Origin of the sequence: Georgenia soli (assembly GCF_002563695.1) — a bacterium.
Classification (GTDB): Bacteria; Actinomycetota; Actinomycetes; order Actinomycetales; family Actinomycetaceae; genus Georgenia; species Georgenia soli.
Window position 1 is genome coordinate 3,164,636 of record NZ_PDJI01000004.1, and the last position, 20,311, is coordinate 3,184,946.

Here is a 20,311-nt window from a genome sequence, read left to right on the forward strand (position 1 = left end):
GGCGGGGCCGATCAGCACCGCACCGTCAGCGTGGACGCGCCGGACGGGAGCCTGCGGACCTCGATCCGTTCGGCGATGCGGTCCTTCAGGTCGGCGACGTGCGAGACGATGCCCACGGACCGTCCGCCCTCGCGCAGACGACCCAGCTCGCCCATCACCGCGTCGAGGGTGGCGGGGTCGAGCGAGCCGAACCCCTCGTCGACGAAAAGGGTGCCGAGCTCGACGCCCCCGGCCTCGGCGCGCACGACGTCCGCGAGCCCGAGCGCCAGGCACAGGGACACGTAGAACGTCTCGCCGCCGGAGAGGGTGTGCGGGTCGCGGGGCGCCTCGGTGACGTGGTCACGCACCCGCAGCCCGAGCCCGGCCTTGCGGGAGCGCTGCCCGCCCTCTCGCTCGTCGATGCGCTCGAGCGTGTACCGGCCGTCCGACATGAGCGCGAGGCGGTCGTTCGCCGCGGCCACCACGTCCTCGAACCGGCGCAGCAGCACGTAGGTGGCGAGGGTGGTGTCGATCGTGTTGCCGTCCCCGGCGGTGGCCAGGGCGGCGGCCCGCAGGACCGGCGCCGCACGCCTGGCCCGCTCCCCGTGCGCGGCGAGGGCGGCGAGCAGGGAGTCGGCCGCCTCACGCGCCTGGCGGCAGCGCAGCCGGGCCTCGCTCGCGGCGCCGGCCGCACGCGTCAGTGCCACCATGGCCGCCGCGTGCGCGGACTCCGCCCCGGAGACGTCGGCGATCTCCGTGCCGGTGAGCGCCGCGACGCCCGCCTCCGCCAGGCCGGCAGCCACACGGGCGACCTCGCTGCTGTGCCGCTGGAGGCGCTCGGCCAGGGCTCGCTGCGAGGACTCCGGCAGCATCGCCGCCCGTACCGCTTCCGCGTCCTCGAAGCCGCCCTGAGCGAGGGCGTCGGCCAGATGCTGCCCGGCCTCCTCCCGGGCGCCCCGGGCCGCCAGCTCCTCGCTCACCGCCTCGAGGAGCGCGCGGGCGGTCCGAGCGCGGCCCCGCAGCTCCGCGGCCCGTCCCGCGACCGACGTCGCGGAACCGCGTCCCTGGAGGCACCGTTCCTCGTCCGCAGCGAGGTGGCGTGCCAGCTGGTCCACACGCTCGTGCAGCGATGCCGCTCGGGAGCTCGCCTCGGCGAGCCGCTCCCTCAACCGGTTGGTCTCCCGGGCGTGGTCCGACAGCTCCTGCTCCAGCTGGGCATGGCGCACGATGGCGGCCTCCGCGGCGGCGAGCTCGGCCTGCGCGGCGGAGTCGCGGGAGAGCGCCTCGTCGACGTCCAGCCCGCCGGCGGCCTCCCGCAGGGCAGCGACCTTCTCGGTCAGGGACACGAGGCGGGTGCGTGCGTGGGCGAGGGCGGCGTCGGCGCGCTCGCGGACCTCGGTCGCCTCCGCGACCTCCTCGTCGCTGGCGTGCTCCGGCGTCGCACGGGCGGGCGCGGGGTGCTCGGCGGAGCCGCACACGGCGCACGGCTCGCCGGCGCGCAGACCGCCGGCGAGCTTGCCAGCCATGCCGGCGACCCAGCGGCGGCGCACCTCGTGCTCCGTGTCGAGCGCGGCCCCGGCCCGGTCGGCGGTGGTGGCGACGGCGTGCTCGGCCTCGACGAGCTCGTCGGCGGCCGCGGCGGCGTGCCGGGCGGCAGCGAGGCGTTCGCCCGCGCGACGCTTCTCCGTCAGGGCGCGTTCGCGTCGCACCCCGGCGTCCCGGTACTGGTCCAGGGCCTCCTCAAGGGCCTCCTGGCCGGCCGGCCTGGCGGCCAGCGTCCCCTCCAGCTCCCCGATGACGCCGGTGGCGGCGGCCGCCTCGGCGCGCGCGGTCTCGAGCTCGGTCCGGCGGCGGGGGAGGGCCGCCTCGACCTCCACGAGCTCGGCGAGCGCGCCGAGCTGGCCGGTGGCGTCGTCGTGCACGGTGCGCAGTGCGTCGGGGTCGCCGAGCTCGGCCAGATCGGTCAGCCCGGCGGTGCGTGCCTGCTCCAGCTGGCTCTCGCGCTCTGCCGTCGCCCGTGCCAGCCGGTCGACGGCACGCTCGTGCTGGTCGAGCACCGGCATCACGGAGGCCGCGCGGCGTGCTCGCTCCAGCTTCTCGGTGGCCGCCTGCACCGCGGGTTGGGCCTTCCGGTGAGCCTGCTCCTCGTCCAGAAGCGTCCGCCGTCGCTCGAGCCGGCTCGCGAGGTCTCGCGCCGCGTCCAGCAGCGACCGGGCCGTCGTCTCGGCAGCGGCCGCCGACTCCCGCGCCTCCTCGGCGCGGGTCGCCCGGGCCTCCGCCCGCGCGCAGACGTCCTCGGTGATCGTGCTGAGCGCCGCGTCGTCGAGGTGAGTCGCTGCGTCGAGCAGCGCCTCCCGGTCCGCGGTGTCGGCGATGGCGTCCGCGGTGACGCCGTCCTCGGTGCCGATGCCGGTGCCGGTGCCCGTGCCGTCCGCAGGAGCCGTCGCGGTGGGGGTGGCGTCGTCGTCGGCGGCCGGGGCAGACGTCTCGGTGGCGGGGTCGAGGCACGTGGCGAAGGCGGACGCCGCGGCGCTGACCTCCGAGGTGGCCCGGTCCAGGTCGGCCCTGGCGCCGCGGGCCATCTCGGCGAGCCGTTTCTGGAGGCGGTCGTAGATCTCGGTGCCGAAGACGTCCTGCAGCACGGCGCGCCGGTCCTCCGGCCTCGCCCGCAGGAACGAGGCGAACTGCCCCTGCGGCAGCACCACCGTCTGGGTGAACTGGGAACGGTCCAGCACCACGATGCGGCCGAGCTCGGTGCCGACCTCCTGGACCTGGGCGGAGACCGGCTCGCCCTCGTCCTCGACCGTGCTGAGGCGCCAGAGCTTCGCCCGCGCGTTCTGGGTGGTCGTGCCGCCCCCGCGCCGCTTGGGCCGCTCGAACCTGGGGGAGCGCCACACGCGGTAGATGCCCGCGCCGGTGGAGAACGTGAGCTCGACGTAGGGCTCGACCTCCGGCGCCGCGTGGTCGGAGTGCAGGCGGTCGTCCGAGGACTCCCCGCCGGCCACCGTGCCGTAGAGCGCGAAGACGACAGCGTCGATGATGGTGGACTTCCCCGCGCCCGTCGGGCCCTCGAGGAGGAAGAGCCCTCCCGCGGACAGGGAGTCGAAGTCGATGGTGTGCCGGTCCGGGAACGGCCCGACGGCCTGGAGGGTCAGCCGGTGGATACGCATCAGGCGCTCCTCTGGTCGGCGAGCACGGACTCGTACGCGTCCCGGAGCACCGCGAGCTCGTCCGGACCGGCCGGGCGTCCGCCGGCGGCCTCCAGGAACTGGGCGGCCACCTCGAGCGGATCCTGCTGCGGACCGACGGCGGAGGCTGCCGCCCGCTCGGCCGATCGCGCCGGGGCGTGCTGGACGACGAGGGCGTGGGGAAAGCGCCTGGAGACCTGCGCCCACATCTGCGCCGGCCGCACGTCGTCGGTGACGGTCACGCGCAGCCAGTGGTCGGTGAGGTGGTCGAAGGCGCAACCGAGGAGCTCCTCGAGCGTGCCGGTCGCGTCGGCGAGCCGGCGTGCCACGGGTGCGTCGACGAGTTCGACGCCGCGCACGCCGTCCGGCCCGAGATCGACCAGAGCCGTCGACTTGCGGTGGCGCGCCTCCGAGAAGGAGAAGGCCAGCGGGGACCCGGCGTACCGCATCACCGGGTCCGCACCCTCCCGACCGACCCGCTGCGGGCCGTGGAGGTGGCCGAGGGCGACGTAGTCGAGGAGGTCCGGCGCGCCGAAGACCCCGGACGGGACCTGGTCGACGCCGCCGACGCGGATGTCCCGCTCGGACTCGCTCGCCGCGCCACCGGTCACGAAGGCGTGGGCGACGAGGACGGCCGGGACGCGGGTGTCGGCGTCGGCGCGCCGCCGGGTCAGGTCGGCCTGCACCCCGCGCAGCGCCGCGGCGGTCACCGCCTCGTGGGAACGGGCCGGGCGGACCGGTGACCCGTCCTCGCCCTTCTCGGTCAGCGCCGCCCTGGTCAGGTCGGGGTCCAGGTAGGGCAGGGCGTAGACGAGGGCGCCTACGCCGCCGTCACGGTCGGGCAGCCGGATGGGGTCGGCGACGGCGGTGACGCGGGAGCGGACAGCAAGACGGTCGCGGAACATCGTGGCGCCGAAGCCGAGCCGGGCGGCGGAGTCGTGGTTGCCCGGCGTGATGACCACGTGCGTGTGCTCGGTGAGCCGCGCGAGCGTCTCGGACAGCAGCTCCACCGAGTCGACCGGGGGGATCGCGCGGTCGTAGACGTCTCCCGCCACCAGCACGGCGTCCACTCGCTCTGCACGCACCAGCTCGACGAGGTGGTCGAGGAACGTGGCGTGGTGTTCCGTGAGGTCCACCCCGTGCAGCGTCCGGCCCAGGTGCCAGTCCGAGGTGTGCAGGATCCGCATGCGAGCGAACGTATCCCCGCGCACCGACATCGCCCGGGACCCTGTGGACGCGTGCCGCTCACAGCTGGGTCCCGTCAGTCTGTGGACGCCGTCCGCGGACGACGGCGCAGCAGCCGCTGCCACCAGGACGGACGTGGCGGCCCAAGGTCGCCGTGGGCCGTCACCGGCCCGGACCCGCGGTCACCGTGCGGTTCCGTCCGGGGCTCCGCCGTCGCCCGGTCCTGCGCCGGAGAGGCCAGCTCCTCGCCGCCTGCCGGGCCGCGGGCGGCCCGCCAGGCGGCGACGACCGCCTCCGGGTCTGCGGGCGCCACGGGGATCACCGGTCCGGTCGGGGTGCGGATCCAGGCTGCGACCCGGAGGTTCACGTCGCGAACGGCCTCCCGCACGGCGTCCTCCGTCGGCAGGTCGCGGACCACCTCCGGCAGCTCCGCGACCTCCTTGCGGAGGAGCAGCGCGGGCGGCAGGAGCGCGTCGGCGGGAAGCCCCTCGTCGCGGATCTTCTGCCGCACCCACCAGTCCTCGTCCAGAGGCGCGTCGACGCCGCGCAACGGTTTCCCGGCACCGGGGAGGTCGTCGAACTCGCCGCGCTCCTGGGCGGCCCGGATGAGCTGGTCGACCCAGTTGCCGACCGGCAGGTCCGCGGGTTTCCGCTCCGTCATCGCCACCATTGTCGGTGAGGTGCCGCGCCGGTGCGAGGGCGGGCGCGCGGGCGTCCGGCGTCAGTCCTGCTGGGAGGCGAGCTGGGCGAGCACCGCGTCGTGCAGCAGGGAGTTGGTCACCACCGCGTTGCCGCCCCAGGGGCCGTCTGCGCCGTCGAGGCTGGTGAACCGGCCACCCGCCTCCGTCACGATCGGGACGAGGGCGGCCATGTCGTAGAGCTCGAGCTCCGGCTCGCAGGCGATGTCGACCGCACCCTCGGCCACGAGCATGTAGGACCAGAAGTCCCCGTAGGCGCGGGTGCGCCAGACCTGCTGCGCCAGCCCGAGGAACGAGCGGAGCGAGCCGCGCTCGGCCCAGCCGTCCAGGCTGGAGTAGCTCAGTGAGGCGTCGGCGAGGTCCGAGACGCCGGAGACGTGGAGCTGGCGGGCCGCGGAGAGCGACCTGCCCGTCCACGCGCCGGACCCCTTGGCGGCCCACCACCGCCTGCCCAGGGCCGGGGCGGAGACGACGCCGAGCACCACCTCGCCGTCCTCGACCAGCCCGATGAGCGTGGCCCACACGGGCACGCCGCGGACGAAGTTCTTGGTGCCGTCGATGGGGTCGATCACCCACTGCCGCTGCGAGTGCCCCGTGGTGCCGAACTCCTCGCCGAGCACGGAGTCGCGCGGGCGGGTCCGGGCGAGCTGCGCGCGGACGATCTCCTCGGCGCTGCGGTCGGCGTCGGAGACCGGTGTGAGGTCGGGCTTGGTCTCAATGCGGAGGTCCTGCGCGCCGAAGCGGGACATGGTCTGGCCGTCGACCTGGTCGGCGACCACGTGCGCGAGGCGCAGGTCGTCGGTGTAGCGGCTTGCGCCCTGGACAGTCATGCTCGGCAACCTATCGCGGGCCGGGTGGGAGCCCGGGCACCGACGCGACCTGCTGCCCCACCCGTCGTTCTGCGGAGAACATGAGGACTCGGGGAGAACTTGACGCCTCGCGGAGAAGTTGACCACTCGGGGGGAAGTTGACCACTCGGGGAGGAACTGACGACTCGGGGAGAAGGTGACGACTCGCGCCCGAGATCAGTCGGGGGCGCCGGTCTTCGCCGCCAGCAGACGGCGGAAGGAGGCCAGGCGCGCCTCGCCCGCCGTGCCCGCGTGCCCCGCTGCCACCCACTCGTCGAGCGCGCAGTCCGGCGCGTCCGCGGCGTGCGTGCAGCCGCGCGGGCAGTTCTGCGCCACGGCGTGCAGGTCGTCGAACGCCGCCAGGAGGTCGTCGGCGCTGACGTGGCTCAGGCCGAACGACCGCACCCCGGGGGTGTCGATCGCCCAGCCGCCGCCGGGCAGCGGCAGGGCGACCGCGGAGGAGGAGGTGTGCCGGCCGCGGCCGGTCACCACGTTCACGCCGCCGGTGGCCCGGCCGGCGCCCGGCACGAGGGCGTTGACGAGGGTCGACTTGCCCACGCCCGAGTGGCCGATGAGCACGGACACCCGGCCCGCGAGCCGTTCCCGGACCGCCTCCACGCCGCGGATCTCGCCGTCGGCCACGGACGTGACGAGGGCGGGGACCTCGAGCGCCTCGTAGAGGGACAGGAACGGGCCCGGGTCGGCCAGGTCGGACTTCGTCAGGCACAGCACCGGCTCCATGCCGGCGTCGTACGCCGCGACGAGGCACCGGTCCACCATGCGCGGCCGCGGCTCCGGGTCCGCCAGGGCCGTGACGATGACGAGCTGGTCGGCGTTGGCCACGATGACCCGCTCCACCCCGGCGGCGTCCCCGTCCTCGGCGGAGCGCCGCAACGCCGAGGTGCGCTCCTCGACGCTGACGATGCGGGCGAGGGTGTCCTTGCGTCCCGTGACGTCCCCGACCACCCGGACCCGGTCGCCGACGACGACGGCGGAGCGGGAACCGCGCCCCAGCTCGCGCGACTTCATGCCGACCAGGCGGGTGCCGTCGTCGGCAAGGAGCTGGTAGCGCCCGCGGTCGACGCCGAGGACGAGCGCCGGCACGGCGTCGTCGTACGCCGGCCGCTTCTTGGTGCGAGGCCGGTTGCCCTTCGGGTTCGGCCGCACCCGGACGCGGGCGTCGTCGGTGCCGGTGTCACGGACCATCGCTCAGCGGCTCCCGGCGAGCATCGCCTGCCACATCCCCGTGAAGTCGGGCAGCGTCTTCGCGGTGGTGCCGACGTCGACGATCTCGACGCCGGGCACCCGCAGCCCGAGGACGGCGGCGAACGTCGCCATCCGGTGGTCGGCGTACGTCTCGACCTTCCCGCCGTGCAGCGGCGCCGGCTCGATCTCGACGCCGTCGTCCGTCTCCCGCGCGCGGCCCCCGAGACGGTTGATCTCGGTGACGATGGCGGCGAGCCGGTCCGTCTCGTGACCGCGGAGGTGGGCGACGCCGCGCAGGCGCGACGGCGTGGACGCGAGGGCGCACAGGGCCGCGACGGTCGGTGTCAGCTCGCCGGCGTCGTGCAGGTCGGCGTCCAGGCCACGGACGACGCCGTCCTCCGGTCCCGTGACGGCGAGCACGCCGTCCGAGAGGTCGACCGTGGCGCCCATCCGCGCGAGCAGGTCGCGCAGCCGGTCGCCCGCCTGGGTGGTGGCGGACGGCCAGCGCGGCACCCGGACCGTGCCGCCGGCGGCCACCGCGGCGGCCAGGAAGGGCCCGGCGTTGGACAGGTCCGGCTCGACGACGACGCGCCCGCCCGCCACGGGGCCGGGGTGGACCCGCCAGCGGCTCGGGGCGATGCCGGTCCGGCCGCCGGCCGGTCCGCCGTCGGCCGTGAGCTCCTCCACGGCGACGCCGCGCCCGCGGAGGAGGGCGACCGTCATGTCGATGTGCGGCAGGGAGGGCAGGGTCGCGCCGGTGTGGCGCAGGTCGATGCCGGCGTCGAAGGCCGGCGCCGCCAGCAGCAGGGCCGAGACGAACTGGCTGGACCCGGAGGCGTCGACGTCGACCGCGCCGCCGGCCAGGGACCCCGTCCCGTGGACGGTGAGCGGGAGGACCGCCGCGCCGTCGGGTGCGGTGGCGGCGTCGATCCGGGCGCCGAGGTCGCGCAGCGCCTCGACGACCGGGGCCATGGGCCGCTCACGGGCGCGCTCGTCGCCGTCCAGGTGGACCTCGCCGTCGGCCAGCACGGCCAGGGCCGGGACGAACCGCATGACGGTGCCCGCGAGCCCGCAGTCCACGCGCGCGGGGCCGTGCAGGGGTGCCGGCGTGATGAGCAGGTCGGCACCGTCGGCGCCCGACGGCTCGACGGACACCCCGAGGGCGCGCAGCGCCCCGACCATGAGCTCGGAGTCCCGCGAGTGCAGCGGGCGGACGAGCTCGGTGGGGCCCGCCGCGAGAGCGGCGAGCACCAGGTAGCGGTTGGTCAGGGACTTCGAGCCGGGCACGTCGACGACGGCGTCCAGGGGCTCGGCGGCGGTCGGTGCGGGCCAGGCGGCCGGGGACAGGGTCATACCGCGCCAGCGTAGTCAGTCGCTCTGGTGGTCCTTCGCCCGTGCCTTCACCTGGCGCAGGTCGGCGCGGTGGTCGCGAGCGTTGGCGAGGCGCCAGCCCCAGGAGGGCTTGCCGCCGAGGTCGGCGGCCGCGACGAGCAGCCCGCCGCCCAGGCTCAGGCCACGGACCAGGCCGCCGAGGTACTCCTTGCGCTGCCGGCCGCCCTGCGCCGCCCACACCGGGTTGTTGACGACGGTCATGGGGATGTTCAGCAGGGCGAGGGTCAGCGCGGCGCTGCGCGGGCGGCGGCCGGTGGCAAGCATGAGCCCGGACACGGCCGAGACCGCGCCGCTGACGCGGGCGAGGTTCTTCGGGTTGGAGTACAGCGCCTGCGGGACGCCTGCCTGCTCGAGCGCGGGGGTGATCTTCCGGAACTTCTCGGCGTGGGCCTCGGGATGGATCACGGCGTCGACCCCGTCGACGACGAACGTGGCGGCGAGCATCGGGCGCGCGAGCAGGCGTAGGAGGTTCATGTCACATTGCTACCGCACAACGGCTCCGACGGCGAGCACAACGGCGCTGACGGGGGCGAGCGAGGCCGTCGGCCGGGTCGCCGCGGGAAATGCCCTCGGGGGTGCCCGGAATGTACGGCAGCGCCCGCGGGTTGTACCCGGCATGACCGTCCCCACCCTCGTCCGCCGTCCCGCGCCCCTGCCGGGGGCCGGAGTGTGGGCGCCCGGGGGCCCGGGACCCTTACCGGGGCTAGGCTCGTCGGTGATGACCGAGACGCACGAGGGCAACCTCGACCGTACGCCCGACGGCGAGTCCGACGCCGAGCGTGCCGCACGCTTCGAGCGCGACGCGCTGCCGTACCTGGACCAGCTCTACGGCGCCGCGGTGCGGATGACCCGCAACCCGGCGGACGCCGAGGACCTCGTCCAGGAGACGTTCGCCAAGGCGTTCGCGTCCTTCCACCAGTACCGGCCGGGCACCAACCTCAAGGCCTGGCTGTACCGGATCCTGACGAACACGTTCATCAACTCCTACCGCAAGAAGCAGCGGGAGCCCCAGCAGTCCGACGCCGAGCAGGTGGAGGACTGGCAGATCCACCGGGCGGCGTCCCACACCTCCAGCGGGCTGCGCTCCGCCGAGGCGGAGGCCATGGACCTCCTGCCGGACTCGGAGATCAAGGACGCGATGAGCGAGCTCCCCGAGGACTTCCGTATCGCGGTGTACCTCGCCGACGTCGAGGGCTTCGCGTACAAGGAGATCGCTGAGATCATGGGCACACCGATCGGGACGGTGATGTCCCGGCTGCACCGCGGACGGCGGCAGCTGCGGGAGCTCCTGGTCGACCATGCACGTGCGATGGGAATCCGGACGGAGGCCAAGGCATGACCGAGGACGCCGCGAACCTCACCGAACGGGCGGAGCAGGCCGTGCGCCGGCGGGCCGGGGGCCGTACCACCCCCTGCAGCTGCGACGAGCTCCTCGAGCACCTCTTCGAGTTCCTCGACTCCGAGCTCGACGACGACCAGCAGGCCCGGTTCCGCAGGCACGCCGAGGAGTGCAGGACCTGCACCGAGGCGACGGACGCGGAGCAGCACATCCGTGCGCTGGTGCGCCGCTCGTGCGCCGAGGTCGCCCCGAGCTCCCTCCGGCTGAGGGTGCAGTCGCAGCTGACGGTCCTGCGGGTGAACGGGATCCGGGCGGCCGACTGAGCGGTCGCGGGCGGCCCGGACCGCCCCCGCGGTCCGGGAGCGGTCCCGCGAGCCGGCGCCGGGCGCTGGTGGGCCCCGCGCGCGGGCCGGCGCCGATGTGTGGGACGATGTGGTGTTGAAAACCGCCCACGGGCAGCACAGATCGGGAGAGAACCATGAGCAAGCGCGGTCGCAAGCGCCGGGCCCGCAAGGGCAGCGCCGCCAACCACGGCAAGCGCCCCAACGCCTGAGCCCCGGCGGGCGCACGCCCGCCCAGGGCCGACGGGCCGGTCACCGTACGCGGTGACCGGCCCGTCGCCGTCCGCCCGCAGAGTGCCCCGGAGATGCCTGGGGTGCCGACGCCGCTAGGGTGTGCGCCATGCGCTGCGCCTTCGCCCGGAGCCAGGACCCCGCGGACCCGCTCGCGGGCCTGACGGTCGGCGAGCTCGACCCCGAGGCGCCCGCCGGCTGGGTGGCGGTCACGGTGCGGGCGGCGTCGCTGAACCACCACGACCTGTGGTCGCTGCGTGGCGTCGGCCTGCCGGCGGACCGGCTGCCCATGATCCTGGGCACCGACGCGGCCGGTGTGCTCGACGACGGCACCGAGGTCGTCGTGCACGCGGTGATCCCCAGCGAGGGCTGGTACGGGGAGGAGACCCTCGACCCGCGCCGCACCCTGCTCTCCGAGCGGTATCCCGGCACCCTCGCCGAGCGCGTGTGGGTCCCCGCCCGCAACGTCGTCGCCAAGGACCCGGCCCTGAGCTGGGCCGAGGCGGCGTGCCTGCCGACGGCGTACCTCACGGCCTACCGGATGCTCTTCGACGCCGCGGGCCTGCGCCCGGGCCAGACCGTCCTCGTCCAGGGCGCCGGCGGCGGGGTCGCGACGGCGGCGATCCTGCTGGGCCGCGCCGCCGGGCTGCGGGTCTGGTGCACCTCGCGCACCGAGGCCAGGCGGGCCCGGGCGCTCGAGCTCGGCGCCCACGACGCCTTCGAGACGGGCGCGCGCCTGCCCGAGCAGGTCGACGCGGTGATGGAGACGGTCGGCGAGGCCACGTGGTCGCACTCCCTGAGGTCCCTCCGGCCGGGCGGGACGGTCGCGGTGGCGGGCGCGACGTCGGGCGCCATGCCGCCCGCCGACCTGAGCCGGGTGTTCTTCCGCTCCCTGCGCGTGGCCGGGACCACCATGGGCACCCGCGAGCAGCTCGTCGCCGTGCAGCAGATGCTCGTCGCCACGGGCGTGCGGCCCGTCGTCGACTCCGTCGTCCCGCTCGACGGCGTGCGCGGGGCCCTGGCCCGGATGGCCGACGGCGACGTCACCGGGAAGATCGTCGTCGAGCCCGGGATCTAGCTGGACGGGACGCGTAGGGTCGGGGCATGGCAACCCGGTCCTGGATCGTCCCGAACCCCTCCCGGCACGACGTCGAGGGCGTGGCCCGCCTGCGGGTGCAGCTCGTGGCCGGCTCCGTCCGGGTGGTCGGCCACGACGCGCCGAACGTGCAGGTCGACGTCGCCGAGGTCGACGGCAACCCCCTCGAGCTCACGGTCGAGGGGGACCTGCTCACGATCGGCTACCCCTTCCTCGGCTGGGACGGCTGGGTCAAGCGCCTGCGCTCCTACCGCTCCACGGACACCGCCCGCCTGACCGTGCACGTGCCCCGCGCCACCGCCGTCACGGTCGCGACCGCGCTCGCAGAGGCCTGGGTCGCCGACGTGGCCGAGGACCTCTCCCTCACCACCGCGAGCGGGCGGCTGCAGGTGACGGGGTGCCGCGGCGCCGCGTCGCTGAGGAGCGCCTCCGGTGCGGTGGACGTCTCCGGGCACGACGGCCCCGTGCGGGTCAGCACGGCGGCGGGGCGGACGACGCTGACGGGTGACCTGCCACGGGTGGAGGTCACGACCGTGGCCGGGGCGGTCGACGTCGCGACCTCGGCCCGCACGTCGATGGTCGACCTCTCCACCGTGTCGGGCGCCCTGAAGGTGTCCCTCCCGACCGGCACCGGGGTGTCCATGACGGCCCGCACGGTGGCCGGCGCGGTGCGGGTGGACGGCGTCGACCGCCGTTCTCCCGGGCTCGGCGCGACGACGGTGGAGGAGCGCACCGAGAACGGCATCTGCTTCCTCAGCACCCGCTCGGTCTCCGGCAACCTCGACGTCGGGCGCGCCGCCGTCCTCCCCGGGGCACAGCCGTGACCGACGACGGTCGGCTGGCCCCGGTGGAGGGGATGGCCGAGGACAGCGTCGCCGGCTTCCGGGCGCAGGTTGCGCAGGCCGCCCGCGACCGGGCGGGCAGCTGGGACGCTGTCGCCGAGGTCCTCGCCCGGCCCGACGAGGGGTTCGTCGAACGCCTCCGCGCGGGCGAGCCGGCGACCGTCTGGCGGCTCGGCGCGCGCTGGCTCGGGGCGGACGCGGAGCTGCTCACCCGCGACCTCATGAGTCTGGACGTCTACGCGCGGGGCTCCCGCCGGCGCGCCCCCGCCGACGACCTCGCCGCGCTGCGCGCCGACCACGACCGCCTGGTCGCCCCCGAGGGCGACCTGACCGCACCCGTGCGGGAGGTCGCCGAGATGTGTCGCCAGGAGGCCGCGGCGTGGGCGTCGGGGGACATGGCGGGCGGGCGTGCGCTGCGCGCCGAGGAGCGCCGACGTATCGAGGAGCGCCTCGTACCCGGGCTGCCCAACGTCGGCGCCCGGCTGGCCCTCGAGGCCGAGGCCCGTGTCTCCCGCACTCTCGGCCGGCTGGTCCTCGCGGTCCTGTCGGTCGAGAGCGGGAAGGACTACCAGCGCGCCGTGCTGCGCGACGACGAGTAGGCCCGCGCCGGCACCCGCGACCCGAAGGGGTTGGCGCGGCGGAACGCGCAGACCGGGCAGAGCCGCTGGCCCGACGGCGTGGGGAAGCGGCTGCCGCAGCGCCCGCACCGAGCCGTGGTCAGCGTGACCACCGGGGCGGTGGCGTCCTCCCGGAGCGCCTGCTCCCAGGACCAGGCGCCCGCGGCGGACAGCACGTCGTCGGGGCACAGCTCGACGCACCGCAGGCAGCCGTCGCACGCGGCACGGTCCTGCAGCAGGGTCGTGACCGCCGCGCCGCCGGCGGCGCTGTGCCGGAGGTGCAGCGCGTCGGCCGGGCACCCGCGCACGCACACGCCGCACGCCGTGCAGCCGCGGGCGGTCAGGCGGACCGACGGCGCGGGGAGCCCGGCCCGTCCCTCGGTGGGTCCGGCCCGTCCCTCGGTGGGTCCGGCCAGTCCCTCGGTGGGTCCGGCCACGCCGGAGGACCCCTCGCCGGTCAGTGCGGCGAGGGCCGCCACGAGCCGCCGGTGCGGGCGAACCTCCTCGTCCGGGAGCTCGCGTGTCACGCCGTCGCCCAGGCCGAGGACCTGACGGCGGCTCACCGGCATGTGAGCGGCGTCCAGGACCGCCCGCCGACGCCGCAGCCCTCGCGCACGGGGGCCGGGGGCCTCTGGCGCGTCCCCGTCGACGAGCCGCACGCGGCGGACGCCCGAGGCCTCGAGGAGGTCGACCAGCGGGGCGAGGTGCGCACGGGCGGTGCCGGTGTCGGCGCAGCCGTCGAGCCGGAGGACCACGTCGGCGGCACCGAGCACCAGCAGCTCCACGACCTCGTGCGGGGCGACCTGCGCGGCGCACCCCTCCAGCCGCACCACGGTGCGGCGTCGGTCGCCGAGGGAGGGTCCGGGGTGCTCGGCGCACACGATCTCGAGGGCCGCCTCCTCCGGCTGCCGCGCGAGCCAGGCCTGGACGCCGCGCAGCCCGCGGGCCGCGGTCATGGCAGGAACGTCGTCCGGGCCAGCGCGAGCGTGCCGAGACCGAGCGCGGCGACGCCCTGGTAGAAGAACGTCGTGGAGCCGCCCGCCGCCTGGGTGAGGCAGCGGGGAGCCCACGCGAGCAGGTGCTCGTCCAGGAACGCCACCAGGCCGCGCAGGACGCGCGCGAGCTCGAGGTCGTCCCCGGCCTCCATCGCGTCCATCCCGCGCACGGCGAGCGTCGCGACGAAGCTCAGCTCGAGCCCGAGGTGGTCGTCCGGCTCCGCGCCCAGGCGGGGAGCCGCGAGGCCGAACTCGGCGTAGGCGGCGCGCACCTGCATGGTCTCCTGCTCGAAGACCAGGTGCTCCCGGGAGCGGTGCACCGACTCGTAGGGCGGCGCCTTCATCCGCTCCGGGCCGCGGAACAGCCGGTTGTAGTCCCGGCGGACCTGGGACTCGTCCTCCCCGGCCGTGGCCGACTCGGCGAGCAGGGCCGTGCCCCGGCGGCAGTCGGGATGTCCGGGGAGCGGCCACTCGCGCAGCAGCTGGGCGTCGCGCACGCGGTCCAGCACCTCCGCCGACGGGGCGGCGACGAGCAACGAGGACAGCGTGGTGAAGGCGGCCGCGAAGTCGTCGAGGGTGCGGGCGAGAGCGCCGCGGTCGGTCAGCAGCGTGGCCACCGGCGTGGTGTCCACGGGCGGGCGCGGGGTCACGGGTGTCGTGGTCATGTCGAGCCCCTCACATGCCGATGCGGATCATCGAGTCGTAGAACAGGGAACGCCCGATCAGCTCCCCGCCGAGGACGAGGACCAGGGCGGTGGCCGAGAGCACCGCGAGCGGCACGACCCGGGAGCCGGGGGTGGCGCGCCGGACCAGGAAGACCGAGAGCAGCCCGGCCCCGAGGAAGACCAGCACCAGGCGTGCGACGAACCACCCGCCGGAGAAGACGGCCGCCGACTCCGCGGCGACGCCCCCGGCCGCCGACAGGCCGGTCAGGTGCAGCGGGATGATGAGGAACTCGACGCCGAGCAGGGCGACGGCGGCGACCCCGACACCCCGGAGCGTGGTGGACAGCAGCTCACGGGTGGGTGCGTCCGCCTCGTACGAGCTGCCGGAACGGGCGGCGGCCCGGCGGCGCCAGAGCACGGTGCCCATGAACGCGGCTCCGACGGCGAGGGAGCCGAGGAGGAACGTGGTGACGTAGAACTGCGCCGGCGTCGCCCACGTGTGCCAGGCCGGGACGGTGGGGAGTGAGTAGTAGATCATGCTCATCGAGAGCACCAGCACCAGGCCCGTCACGGCCGTCACCGCGGCGAGGATCTGGCGCAGCCGGGTGGAGCCCCACCGGAACCACTGGGCGAGGGCGAAGAGGAACCCCAGCCCGGCGAAGGCGACGCCGGAGACGATCTCGCGCGAGAGCCACGACGTCTGGACGTGGCGGACGACGTTGAGGGTGTTCATCACGTCGTTCATGTGGAACATCGACGCGATCAGGCCCAGCACGAGGGTGGGGCCGATGGCGTAGAGCGCGGGGTCGGTGACCCGGTCCACCGCCTCCCGGCCGTACCGGCGGGAGGCGAAGACCTGCACCACGCCGAGGACCACGAAGGCGCCGACGCTCATCTGTGCGAGGACGGTGAAGACGATCATGGGCAGCTCGTGGATGTTCACGGCTCACAGCTCCTCGGGGTTGACGACGGCGCCGGCGCCGGCGCCGGTCGGCTGGGCGTCACGGTGGGGCGTGATGACCAGGCGCGGCCGGGTGATGGACGGGTCGGGCAGCGGCTCGACGGCGGCGAGGTCACCGTGCCTGGCGCGCAGCTCGTCGATCGGGCCCCAGTCGAGGGCGCGGGACGGGCAGGCGGCGACGCAGGCGGGGTCCTCGCCCTCGGCCCGGTAGTCGGCGCACATGTCGCACTTGGACATGTGACCGGTCTCGGGGTTGAACTGCGGCGCCGAGTAGGGGCACGCCCACTCGCAGTACCGGCAGCCCACACACCTGTCCTCGTCGACGGTGACGATCCCGTCCTCGCCGACGTGCATCGCCGTGGTCGGGCAGACCTCGACGCAGATGGGGTTCTCGCAGTGGTTGCACGCCATGGAGGTGTAGTACGAGAAGACGTTCGGGACGAAGGTGTCGCCGTCCCGCTGCCACGTGCCGCCGGTGTACTCCGCCACGCGGCGCCAGGTCACCCCCACCGGCAGGTCGTTCTTGTCCTTGCACGCCACCGAGCACGCCTTGCAGCCGTTGCAGAGGGTCTGGTCGAAGTGGAAACCGAGTTGCTGAGCCATGTCTTCTCCTAGCCTCAGGCCTTCTCGACCTGCGCGAGCGTGGTGTGCTGGGCGTTGCCCTTGGCGATGGGGGAGGGGTGCCAGGAGGTCAGCGAGTTGACCGACCCTCCGACGTCGACGCCCTTGCCGTCCGGGGTGTACCAGGCACCCTGCGGCACCGAGAGCACCCCGGGGGCGATGCGGGCGGTGACCCGGGCGGGCAGCTGGATGCGGCCGCGGTCGTTGAAGACCTGGACGACGTCGTCGTTCTCGATGCCGCGGGCGGCAGCGTCCCCGGGGTTGATCCACACCACCTGCGGGTGGGCCTCCTTCATCCAGTCGACGTTCCCGTAGGAGGAGTGGGTGCGCTGCTTGAAGTGGTGGCCGATGACCTGGAGCGGGTACTTCCGGTTGCTGCGCGCCTCGACGGCACCCTCCCAGGTGTCGAGGTGCTCGGGCAGGGCGGTGATCCGGTCTCCCTCGGGCAGCTCCCACGTCCGGGACAGCTCCCACAGCTGCTTGGAGAAGATCTCGATCTTCCCCGACGGCGTGGCGAGCGGGTTGGCCTTCGGGTCGGCACGGAAGTCGGCCAGGGCGACGTTGCCGCTGTCGGTCGGCGCCCTGACCTTCCACACGCCCATCTCGCGCAGCTCCTCGAAGCTGGGCAGGTCCGGGATGGTCTCGCGGGAGGCGTCGACGACGGCGCGGACCCAGTCCTCCTGGGTGCGGCCCTCGGTGAACTCCTTCTCGACGCCGAGCCGGCGGGCGATCTCCGTCATCATCTCGTAGACGGTCCGGCAGTCGTAGAGCGGCTCGATGACCTTGTCGGCCACGATCGTGTAGCCGAGGTTGCCGGCGCTGCCCTGCTGGATGATGTCGAGCTGCTCGGCGTTGGAGACGTCGGGCAGGAGGATGTCGGCGTAGCGCGCCGAGACGGTCATCTGGTTGTCGATGACGACGATCAGCTCGCACTTGGTGTCGTCCTCGAGCAGCTTGACCGTGCGGTTGATGTCGCCGTGCTGGTTCGTCAGCGCGTTGCCGGCGTACTGCCAGACCATCTTGATCGGCACGTCCAGCCGGTCCTTGCCGCGCACGCCGTCGGCCAGGGCCGTCAGCTCCGGGCCGCGTTCGATGGCGTCGGTCCAGCCGAACACCGAGATGGCGGTGGTGACGGGGTTCTCGGTGGCGAACGGGTTCGCCATCGGCAGGCTGAACGCGCCCTCACGCTCGCCGGTGCCGCCGCCGGGGACGCCGACCGAGCCGGTGAGCGCGGCGAGCGTGAAGATCGCCCGGGCCTGGTTCTCGCCGTTGGCGTGCCGCTGGGGGCCCCAGCCCTGGGTGATGTGGACGGGGCGGGCCCGGCCGATCTCCCGGCCCAGGCGCACGATCGTCGACGCCGGCACCCCGGTGATGCGGGCGGCCCACTCGGGGGTCTTCGCGGTCCCGTCGGGCCCCTCGCCCAGGATGTACGAGCGGTAGGAGCTGCCCGCGGGCACGCCGTCGGGCATGTGGTCCTCGTCGAACCCGACGCAGTAGGTGTCGAGGAACTTCTGGTCCTGCAGGTCCTCGGAGACCATCACGTGGGCGAGGCCGGCGACGAGGGCGGCGTCGGTGCCGGGCCGCAGGGCGACCCACTCGTCCGCCAGGCCGAGCGCCGTGTCGGAGTAGCGCGGGTCGACGACGATGGTGCGGACGTTGTGCAGCTTCTTCGTCTGCTGGGTCACGAAGGTCTCACCGCCGCCGGACATGCGGGTCTCGAGGGTGTTGTTGCCGAAGAGGACCTGGAGCTGCGCGTTCTTGGCGTCGTCGAGGCTGTTCGACCCGATCCAGCCGCCGTAGTGGTAGCCGACCGCGCCGGCGATCTGCGCGGAGGAGTAGTCGCCGTAGTGGTTGAGGTAGCCGCCGACGCAGTTCATGAGCCGGGCGACCGGGGTCTCGATCGGAGGCCAGCTGCGGGTGATCGTGCCGCCGAGCGTGCCGGTGCCGTAGTTGAGGTAGATGGACTCGTTGCCGTAGTCCTTGATGAGCCGCCGGATGGTCGAGGCGATCTCGTCGTAGGCCTCCTCCCAGGTGATCTCCTCCCACTCCCCGGCCCCGCGCCTCGTGCCGGGCGCGCGCCGCAGCGGGGTCTTGAGGCGGTCGGGGTTGTAGATCCGGTGCCGGATCGAGCGGCCGCGCACGCAGGCGCGGATCTGCTGGGTGCCGAGCTCGTCGTCGCCGGTGTTGTCGGGCAGCACCCGGACGATCCGCCCGTCGCTGACCTCCATGCGCAGGGGGCAGCGGGAGCCGCAGTTGACGTTGCAGGAGGACCAGACGACCTTGTCGGCCCCGGAGGTGGACGCCGTGGCCGCGTTGGCGGGACCCACGCCCGGCAGGACGCCGAACCGGGTGGCCGCGCCGGCCAGGGCCGCCGTGCCGCCTGCCGCCGCGGACCACTTGAGGAACGAGCGGCGCTCCAGCCCCCTCGGTCGTTCGGTGGCTTGCGTGGTCATGGTTCCTCCAGGGGCTCGGCGTCGGACTGCCTCCAACGATCCCCATGCCGGGAGGGAGAACTGTGGGGCCATGGTCCCGACGACCCCCCAGGACGGGGGACCTCCGGAGCGACGCCCGGAGGTGCGGGACCGCGATGTGCCACGATGAGGGGCGTCACCATGAGGACCCGCGGAAGGAGCACCATGGCCGACCACCTGCCCGAGGTCTACACCGACTTCCGGAAGCGCTTCACCGACGTCGCCCGCCGCCAGGACGCGCTCGCGGCCGCCGTGGACGCGGCCGGCCCGCTCGACGAGCGGACCGCCCGCCTGGTCAAGCTCGGCATCGCGATCGGGTCGCAGGCCGAGGGTGCCGTGCGCTCGAACGTGCGCAAGGCGCTGGCGGCCGGCGCGAGCGTCGAAGAGGTCGAGCAGGTGGTGCTGCTCGGGATGACCACGCGCGGTTTCCCGGCCACCGTGGCGGCCTGGCAGTGGATGCACGAGGTCGTGGGGGAGCGGGAGTGAGCGCGCAGGGGGCCGACGGCGCAGGCACCGCGGACCGGTCCGCCCGCCCCGACGAGGCGCGCAAGATGGTGGCCATGAACGCCTGGCTCGACGACGTCTGCGCGCAGCTCGGCGTCGAGCGGGACCTGGTGGGCGAGGTCACCCCGCCCATGCTGCGCCTGATCGGTGAGGTTGCTCACGGGCCGAGCCGCCCGGGCGCACCGCTGACCGCGTTCGTCGTCGGTCTCGCCGCCGCCCGCGCCGGGGGCACGGACCCGTCGGCCGCCGTCACGGACCGGGTCGACGCCGTGCGCGCTCTCGTGGCGCGGTGGGCGGAGCGTCAGGACGACGCATCGCCCGGGGGCACGGCGGCCGGCACGTCACCGGCCGCGGCCCCGGGGGACCGGCGATGACGGAACGGGACACCTCCCGCGTCAGCCCGCCCGGGCGCCGGGTGGTGCTCGCCGAGGTGCGCGACCGTGCGATCGAGGTGGCCGAGTGCGCCGCCGCCGTCGACGACCCCGCGGCCGGCGCCGTCGTCACGTTCGGCGGGGTGGTCCGCAACCACGACGGCGGCCGGAGCGTGACGGAGATCGAGTACGTCGGCCACCCGACGGCCGGTCAGCTCGTCGCGGAGGTCGCCGCGGACGTCGCCGCCCGCTTCCCGGTCGACGCCGTAGCGGTGGTGCACCGCGTCGGCACCCTCGGCGTCGGTGACGTGGCGCTCGCCGCGGCCGTCTCGGCCGCGCACCGGGCCGAGGCCTTCGAGGCGACGGCGGAGCTGGTCGAGGAGATCAAGCGGCGCCTGCCCGTGTGGAAGCGCCAGGTGTTCCCCGACGGCAGCCACGAGTGGACGGGCAGCGCCTGAGGCTCAGCCGCCCGCGAAGGGCGGCAGCACGTCGACGCGCACCGCGGCGGCACCCGGCGCGGTGAGGGGCGCGTCCCGGTCCTCGCGCACGACGTCGTCCACCAGCAGGCTGGAGATCGCGAGGACCCGGCCCAGGGCGGGTCCGCGGGCCTCGGCGAGGGCCGCCACGAGGTCCTCGGCGGTGGCACCGTCGGTCAGCGCGACGTCCTCGGCCGGCACGGCCGCGGCCTCGGCGGCCGCCGCGAAGTAGCGGACGTGGGCGGTGAGGGTGCCGACCGCGGCGGCGTCGAGACGGGTCGTCAT

Annotated in this window: 22 protein-coding genes; 9 read left to right on the forward strand and 13 right to left on the reverse strand. The window is 74.8% G+C overall.

Features of this window, described 5'->3' with window-relative positions:
- Nucleotides 1–11: 11 nt before the first annotated feature.
- From ATJ97_RS15635 to ATJ97_RS15665, 7 genes are all read right to left on the reverse strand, one after another.
- Complete coding sequence (locus ATJ97_RS15635) at nucleotides 12–3,149, reverse strand: AAA family ATPase (RefSeq protein WP_098484525.1); 3,138 nt, start codon at nucleotides 3,147–3,149, stop codon at nucleotides 12–14.
- Nucleotides 3,149–4,354 carry an exonuclease SbcCD subunit D gene (locus ATJ97_RS15640; protein ID WP_098484526.1) on the reverse strand — a complete coding sequence of 402 codons (1,206 nt, stop codon included), beginning with the start codon at nucleotides 4,352–4,354 and terminating at the stop codon, nucleotides 3,149–3,151. The genes ATJ97_RS15635 and ATJ97_RS15640 overlap by 1 nt, the downstream gene beginning before the upstream one ends.
- A gap of 74 nt (nucleotides 4,355–4,428) precedes the next feature.
- Complete coding sequence (locus tag ATJ97_RS15645; RefSeq protein WP_098485534.1) at nucleotides 4,429–5,013, reverse strand: DnaJ family domain-containing protein; 585 nt, start codon at nucleotides 5,011–5,013, stop codon at nucleotides 4,429–4,431.
- A 60-nt stretch (nucleotides 5,014–5,073) separates the two neighbouring features.
- Nucleotides 5,074–5,880: a histidinol-phosphatase gene (gene hisN / locus ATJ97_RS15650; protein ID WP_098484527.1), complete on the reverse strand. Its 807-nt coding sequence runs from the start codon at nucleotides 5,878–5,880 to the stop codon at nucleotides 5,074–5,076.
- Nucleotides 5,881–6,075: 195 nt separating this feature from the next.
- Nucleotides 6,076–7,104: a ribosome small subunit-dependent GTPase A gene (gene rsgA / locus ATJ97_RS15655; RefSeq protein WP_098484528.1), complete on the reverse strand. Its 1,029-nt coding sequence runs from the start codon at nucleotides 7,102–7,104 to the stop codon at nucleotides 6,076–6,078.
- A 3-nt stretch (nucleotides 7,105–7,107) separates the two neighbouring features.
- Nucleotides 7,108–8,457 (reverse strand): 3-phosphoshikimate 1-carboxyvinyltransferase, encoded by a 1,350-nt coding sequence (gene aroA / locus ATJ97_RS15660; RefSeq protein WP_211287258.1) that lies wholly within the window; start codon nucleotides 8,455–8,457, stop codon nucleotides 7,108–7,110.
- Between the two features lie 15 nt (nucleotides 8,458–8,472).
- Entirely contained in the window at nucleotides 8,473–8,970 is a 498-nt protein-coding gene (locus tag ATJ97_RS15665; RefSeq protein ID WP_098484529.1) for a DoxX family protein, read from the reverse strand.
- 142 nt (nucleotides 8,971–9,112) lie between these two features.
- On the opposite strand from ATJ97_RS15665, the gene ATJ97_RS15670 reads away from it, so the two are divergent.
- From ATJ97_RS15670 to ATJ97_RS15690, 6 genes are all read left to right on the forward strand, one after another.
- Nucleotides 9,113–9,835, forward strand: a complete 723-nt coding sequence (locus ATJ97_RS15670) for a sigma-70 family RNA polymerase sigma factor (protein ID WP_281254966.1) — start codon at nucleotides 9,113–9,115, stop codon at nucleotides 9,833–9,835.
- Nucleotides 9,832–10,158, forward strand: coding sequence for a mycothiol system anti-sigma-R factor (rsrA, locus tag ATJ97_RS15675; protein WP_098484531.1), 327 nt, complete (start codon nucleotides 9,832–9,834; stop codon nucleotides 10,156–10,158). The genes ATJ97_RS15670 and rsrA overlap by 4 nt, the downstream gene beginning before the upstream one ends.
- A gap of 155 nt (nucleotides 10,159–10,313) precedes the next feature.
- A complete protein-coding gene (locus ATJ97_RS20785) occupies nucleotides 10,314–10,388 on the forward strand; it encodes a 50S ribosomal protein bL37 (protein WP_374109490.1) in 75 nt (24 codons plus the stop codon).
- A gap of 128 nt (nucleotides 10,389–10,516) precedes the next feature.
- Nucleotides 10,517–11,485 carry a zinc-binding dehydrogenase gene (locus tag ATJ97_RS15680; protein WP_098484532.1) on the forward strand — a complete coding sequence of 323 codons (969 nt, stop codon included), beginning with the start codon at nucleotides 10,517–10,519 and terminating at the stop codon, nucleotides 11,483–11,485.
- A 26-nt stretch (nucleotides 11,486–11,511) separates the two neighbouring features.
- A complete protein-coding gene (locus ATJ97_RS15685) occupies nucleotides 11,512–12,327 on the forward strand; it encodes a DUF4097 family beta strand repeat-containing protein (RefSeq protein ID WP_098484533.1) in 816 nt (271 codons plus the stop codon).
- Nucleotides 12,324–12,944 (forward strand): hypothetical protein, encoded by a 621-nt coding sequence (locus ATJ97_RS15690; RefSeq protein ID WP_098484534.1) that lies wholly within the window; start codon nucleotides 12,324–12,326, stop codon nucleotides 12,942–12,944. The genes ATJ97_RS15685 and ATJ97_RS15690 overlap by 4 nt, the downstream gene beginning before the upstream one ends.
- Here ATJ97_RS15690 and ATJ97_RS15695 read toward each other — a convergent pair.
- The 5 genes from ATJ97_RS15695 to ATJ97_RS15715 are packed head-to-tail and all read right to left on the reverse strand — an operon-like array spanning nucleotide 12,911 to nucleotide 18,657.
- Nucleotides 12,911–13,918 carry an NADH-quinone oxidoreductase subunit I gene (locus ATJ97_RS15695; protein WP_098484535.1) on the reverse strand — a complete coding sequence of 336 codons (1,008 nt, stop codon included), beginning with the start codon at nucleotides 13,916–13,918 and terminating at the stop codon, nucleotides 12,911–12,913. The two genes, ATJ97_RS15690 and ATJ97_RS15695, sit on opposite strands and share 34 nt — an antisense overlap.
- A complete protein-coding gene (locus ATJ97_RS15700; RefSeq protein ID WP_098484536.1) occupies nucleotides 13,915–14,622 on the reverse strand; it encodes a TorD/DmsD family molecular chaperone in 708 nt (235 codons plus the stop codon). Before ATJ97_RS15700 ends, ATJ97_RS15695 begins: the two co-directional genes overlap by 4 nt.
- Nucleotides 14,623–14,632: 10 nt before the next feature.
- Nucleotides 14,633–15,565 (reverse strand): dimethyl sulfoxide reductase anchor subunit family protein, encoded by a 933-nt coding sequence (locus ATJ97_RS15705; RefSeq protein WP_098484537.1) that lies wholly within the window; start codon nucleotides 15,563–15,565, stop codon nucleotides 14,633–14,635.
- A 3-nt stretch (nucleotides 15,566–15,568) separates the two neighbouring features.
- Nucleotides 15,569–16,186, reverse strand: a complete 618-nt coding sequence (locus tag ATJ97_RS15710; protein WP_098484538.1) for a DMSO/selenate family reductase complex B subunit — start codon at nucleotides 16,184–16,186, stop codon at nucleotides 15,569–15,571.
- A gap of 14 nt (nucleotides 16,187–16,200) precedes the next feature.
- Nucleotides 16,201–18,657: a DMSO/selenate family reductase complex A subunit gene (locus ATJ97_RS15715; protein ID WP_098484539.1), complete on the reverse strand. Its 2,457-nt coding sequence runs from the start codon at nucleotides 18,655–18,657 to the stop codon at nucleotides 16,201–16,203.
- 183 nt (nucleotides 18,658–18,840) lie between these two features.
- Here ATJ97_RS15715 and ATJ97_RS15720 point away from each other — a divergent pair, with 183 nt between their 5' ends.
- The 3 genes from ATJ97_RS15720 to ATJ97_RS15730 are packed head-to-tail and all read left to right on the forward strand — an operon-like array spanning nucleotide 18,841 to nucleotide 20,008.
- Nucleotides 18,841–19,161 carry a carboxymuconolactone decarboxylase family protein gene (locus ATJ97_RS15720; RefSeq protein ID WP_098484540.1) on the forward strand — a complete coding sequence of 107 codons (321 nt, stop codon included), beginning with the start codon at nucleotides 18,841–18,843 and terminating at the stop codon, nucleotides 19,159–19,161.
- Nucleotides 19,158–19,553: a DUF6457 domain-containing protein gene (locus ATJ97_RS20120; protein ID WP_211287259.1), complete on the forward strand. Its 396-nt coding sequence runs from the start codon at nucleotides 19,158–19,160 to the stop codon at nucleotides 19,551–19,553. Before ATJ97_RS15720 ends, ATJ97_RS20120 begins: the two co-directional genes overlap by 4 nt.
- A complete protein-coding gene (locus ATJ97_RS15730) occupies nucleotides 19,550–20,008 on the forward strand; it encodes a molybdenum cofactor biosynthesis protein MoaE (protein WP_211287260.1) in 459 nt (152 codons plus the stop codon). The genes ATJ97_RS20120 and ATJ97_RS15730 overlap by 4 nt, the downstream gene beginning before the upstream one ends.
- A gap of 3 nt (nucleotides 20,009–20,011) precedes the next feature.
- Here ATJ97_RS15730 and ATJ97_RS15735 read toward each other — a convergent pair whose 3' ends face one another.
- Nucleotides 20,012–20,311 carry a MoaD/ThiS family protein gene (locus tag ATJ97_RS15735; RefSeq protein WP_098484541.1) on the reverse strand — a complete coding sequence of 100 codons (300 nt, stop codon included), beginning with the start codon at nucleotides 20,309–20,311 and terminating at the stop codon, nucleotides 20,012–20,014.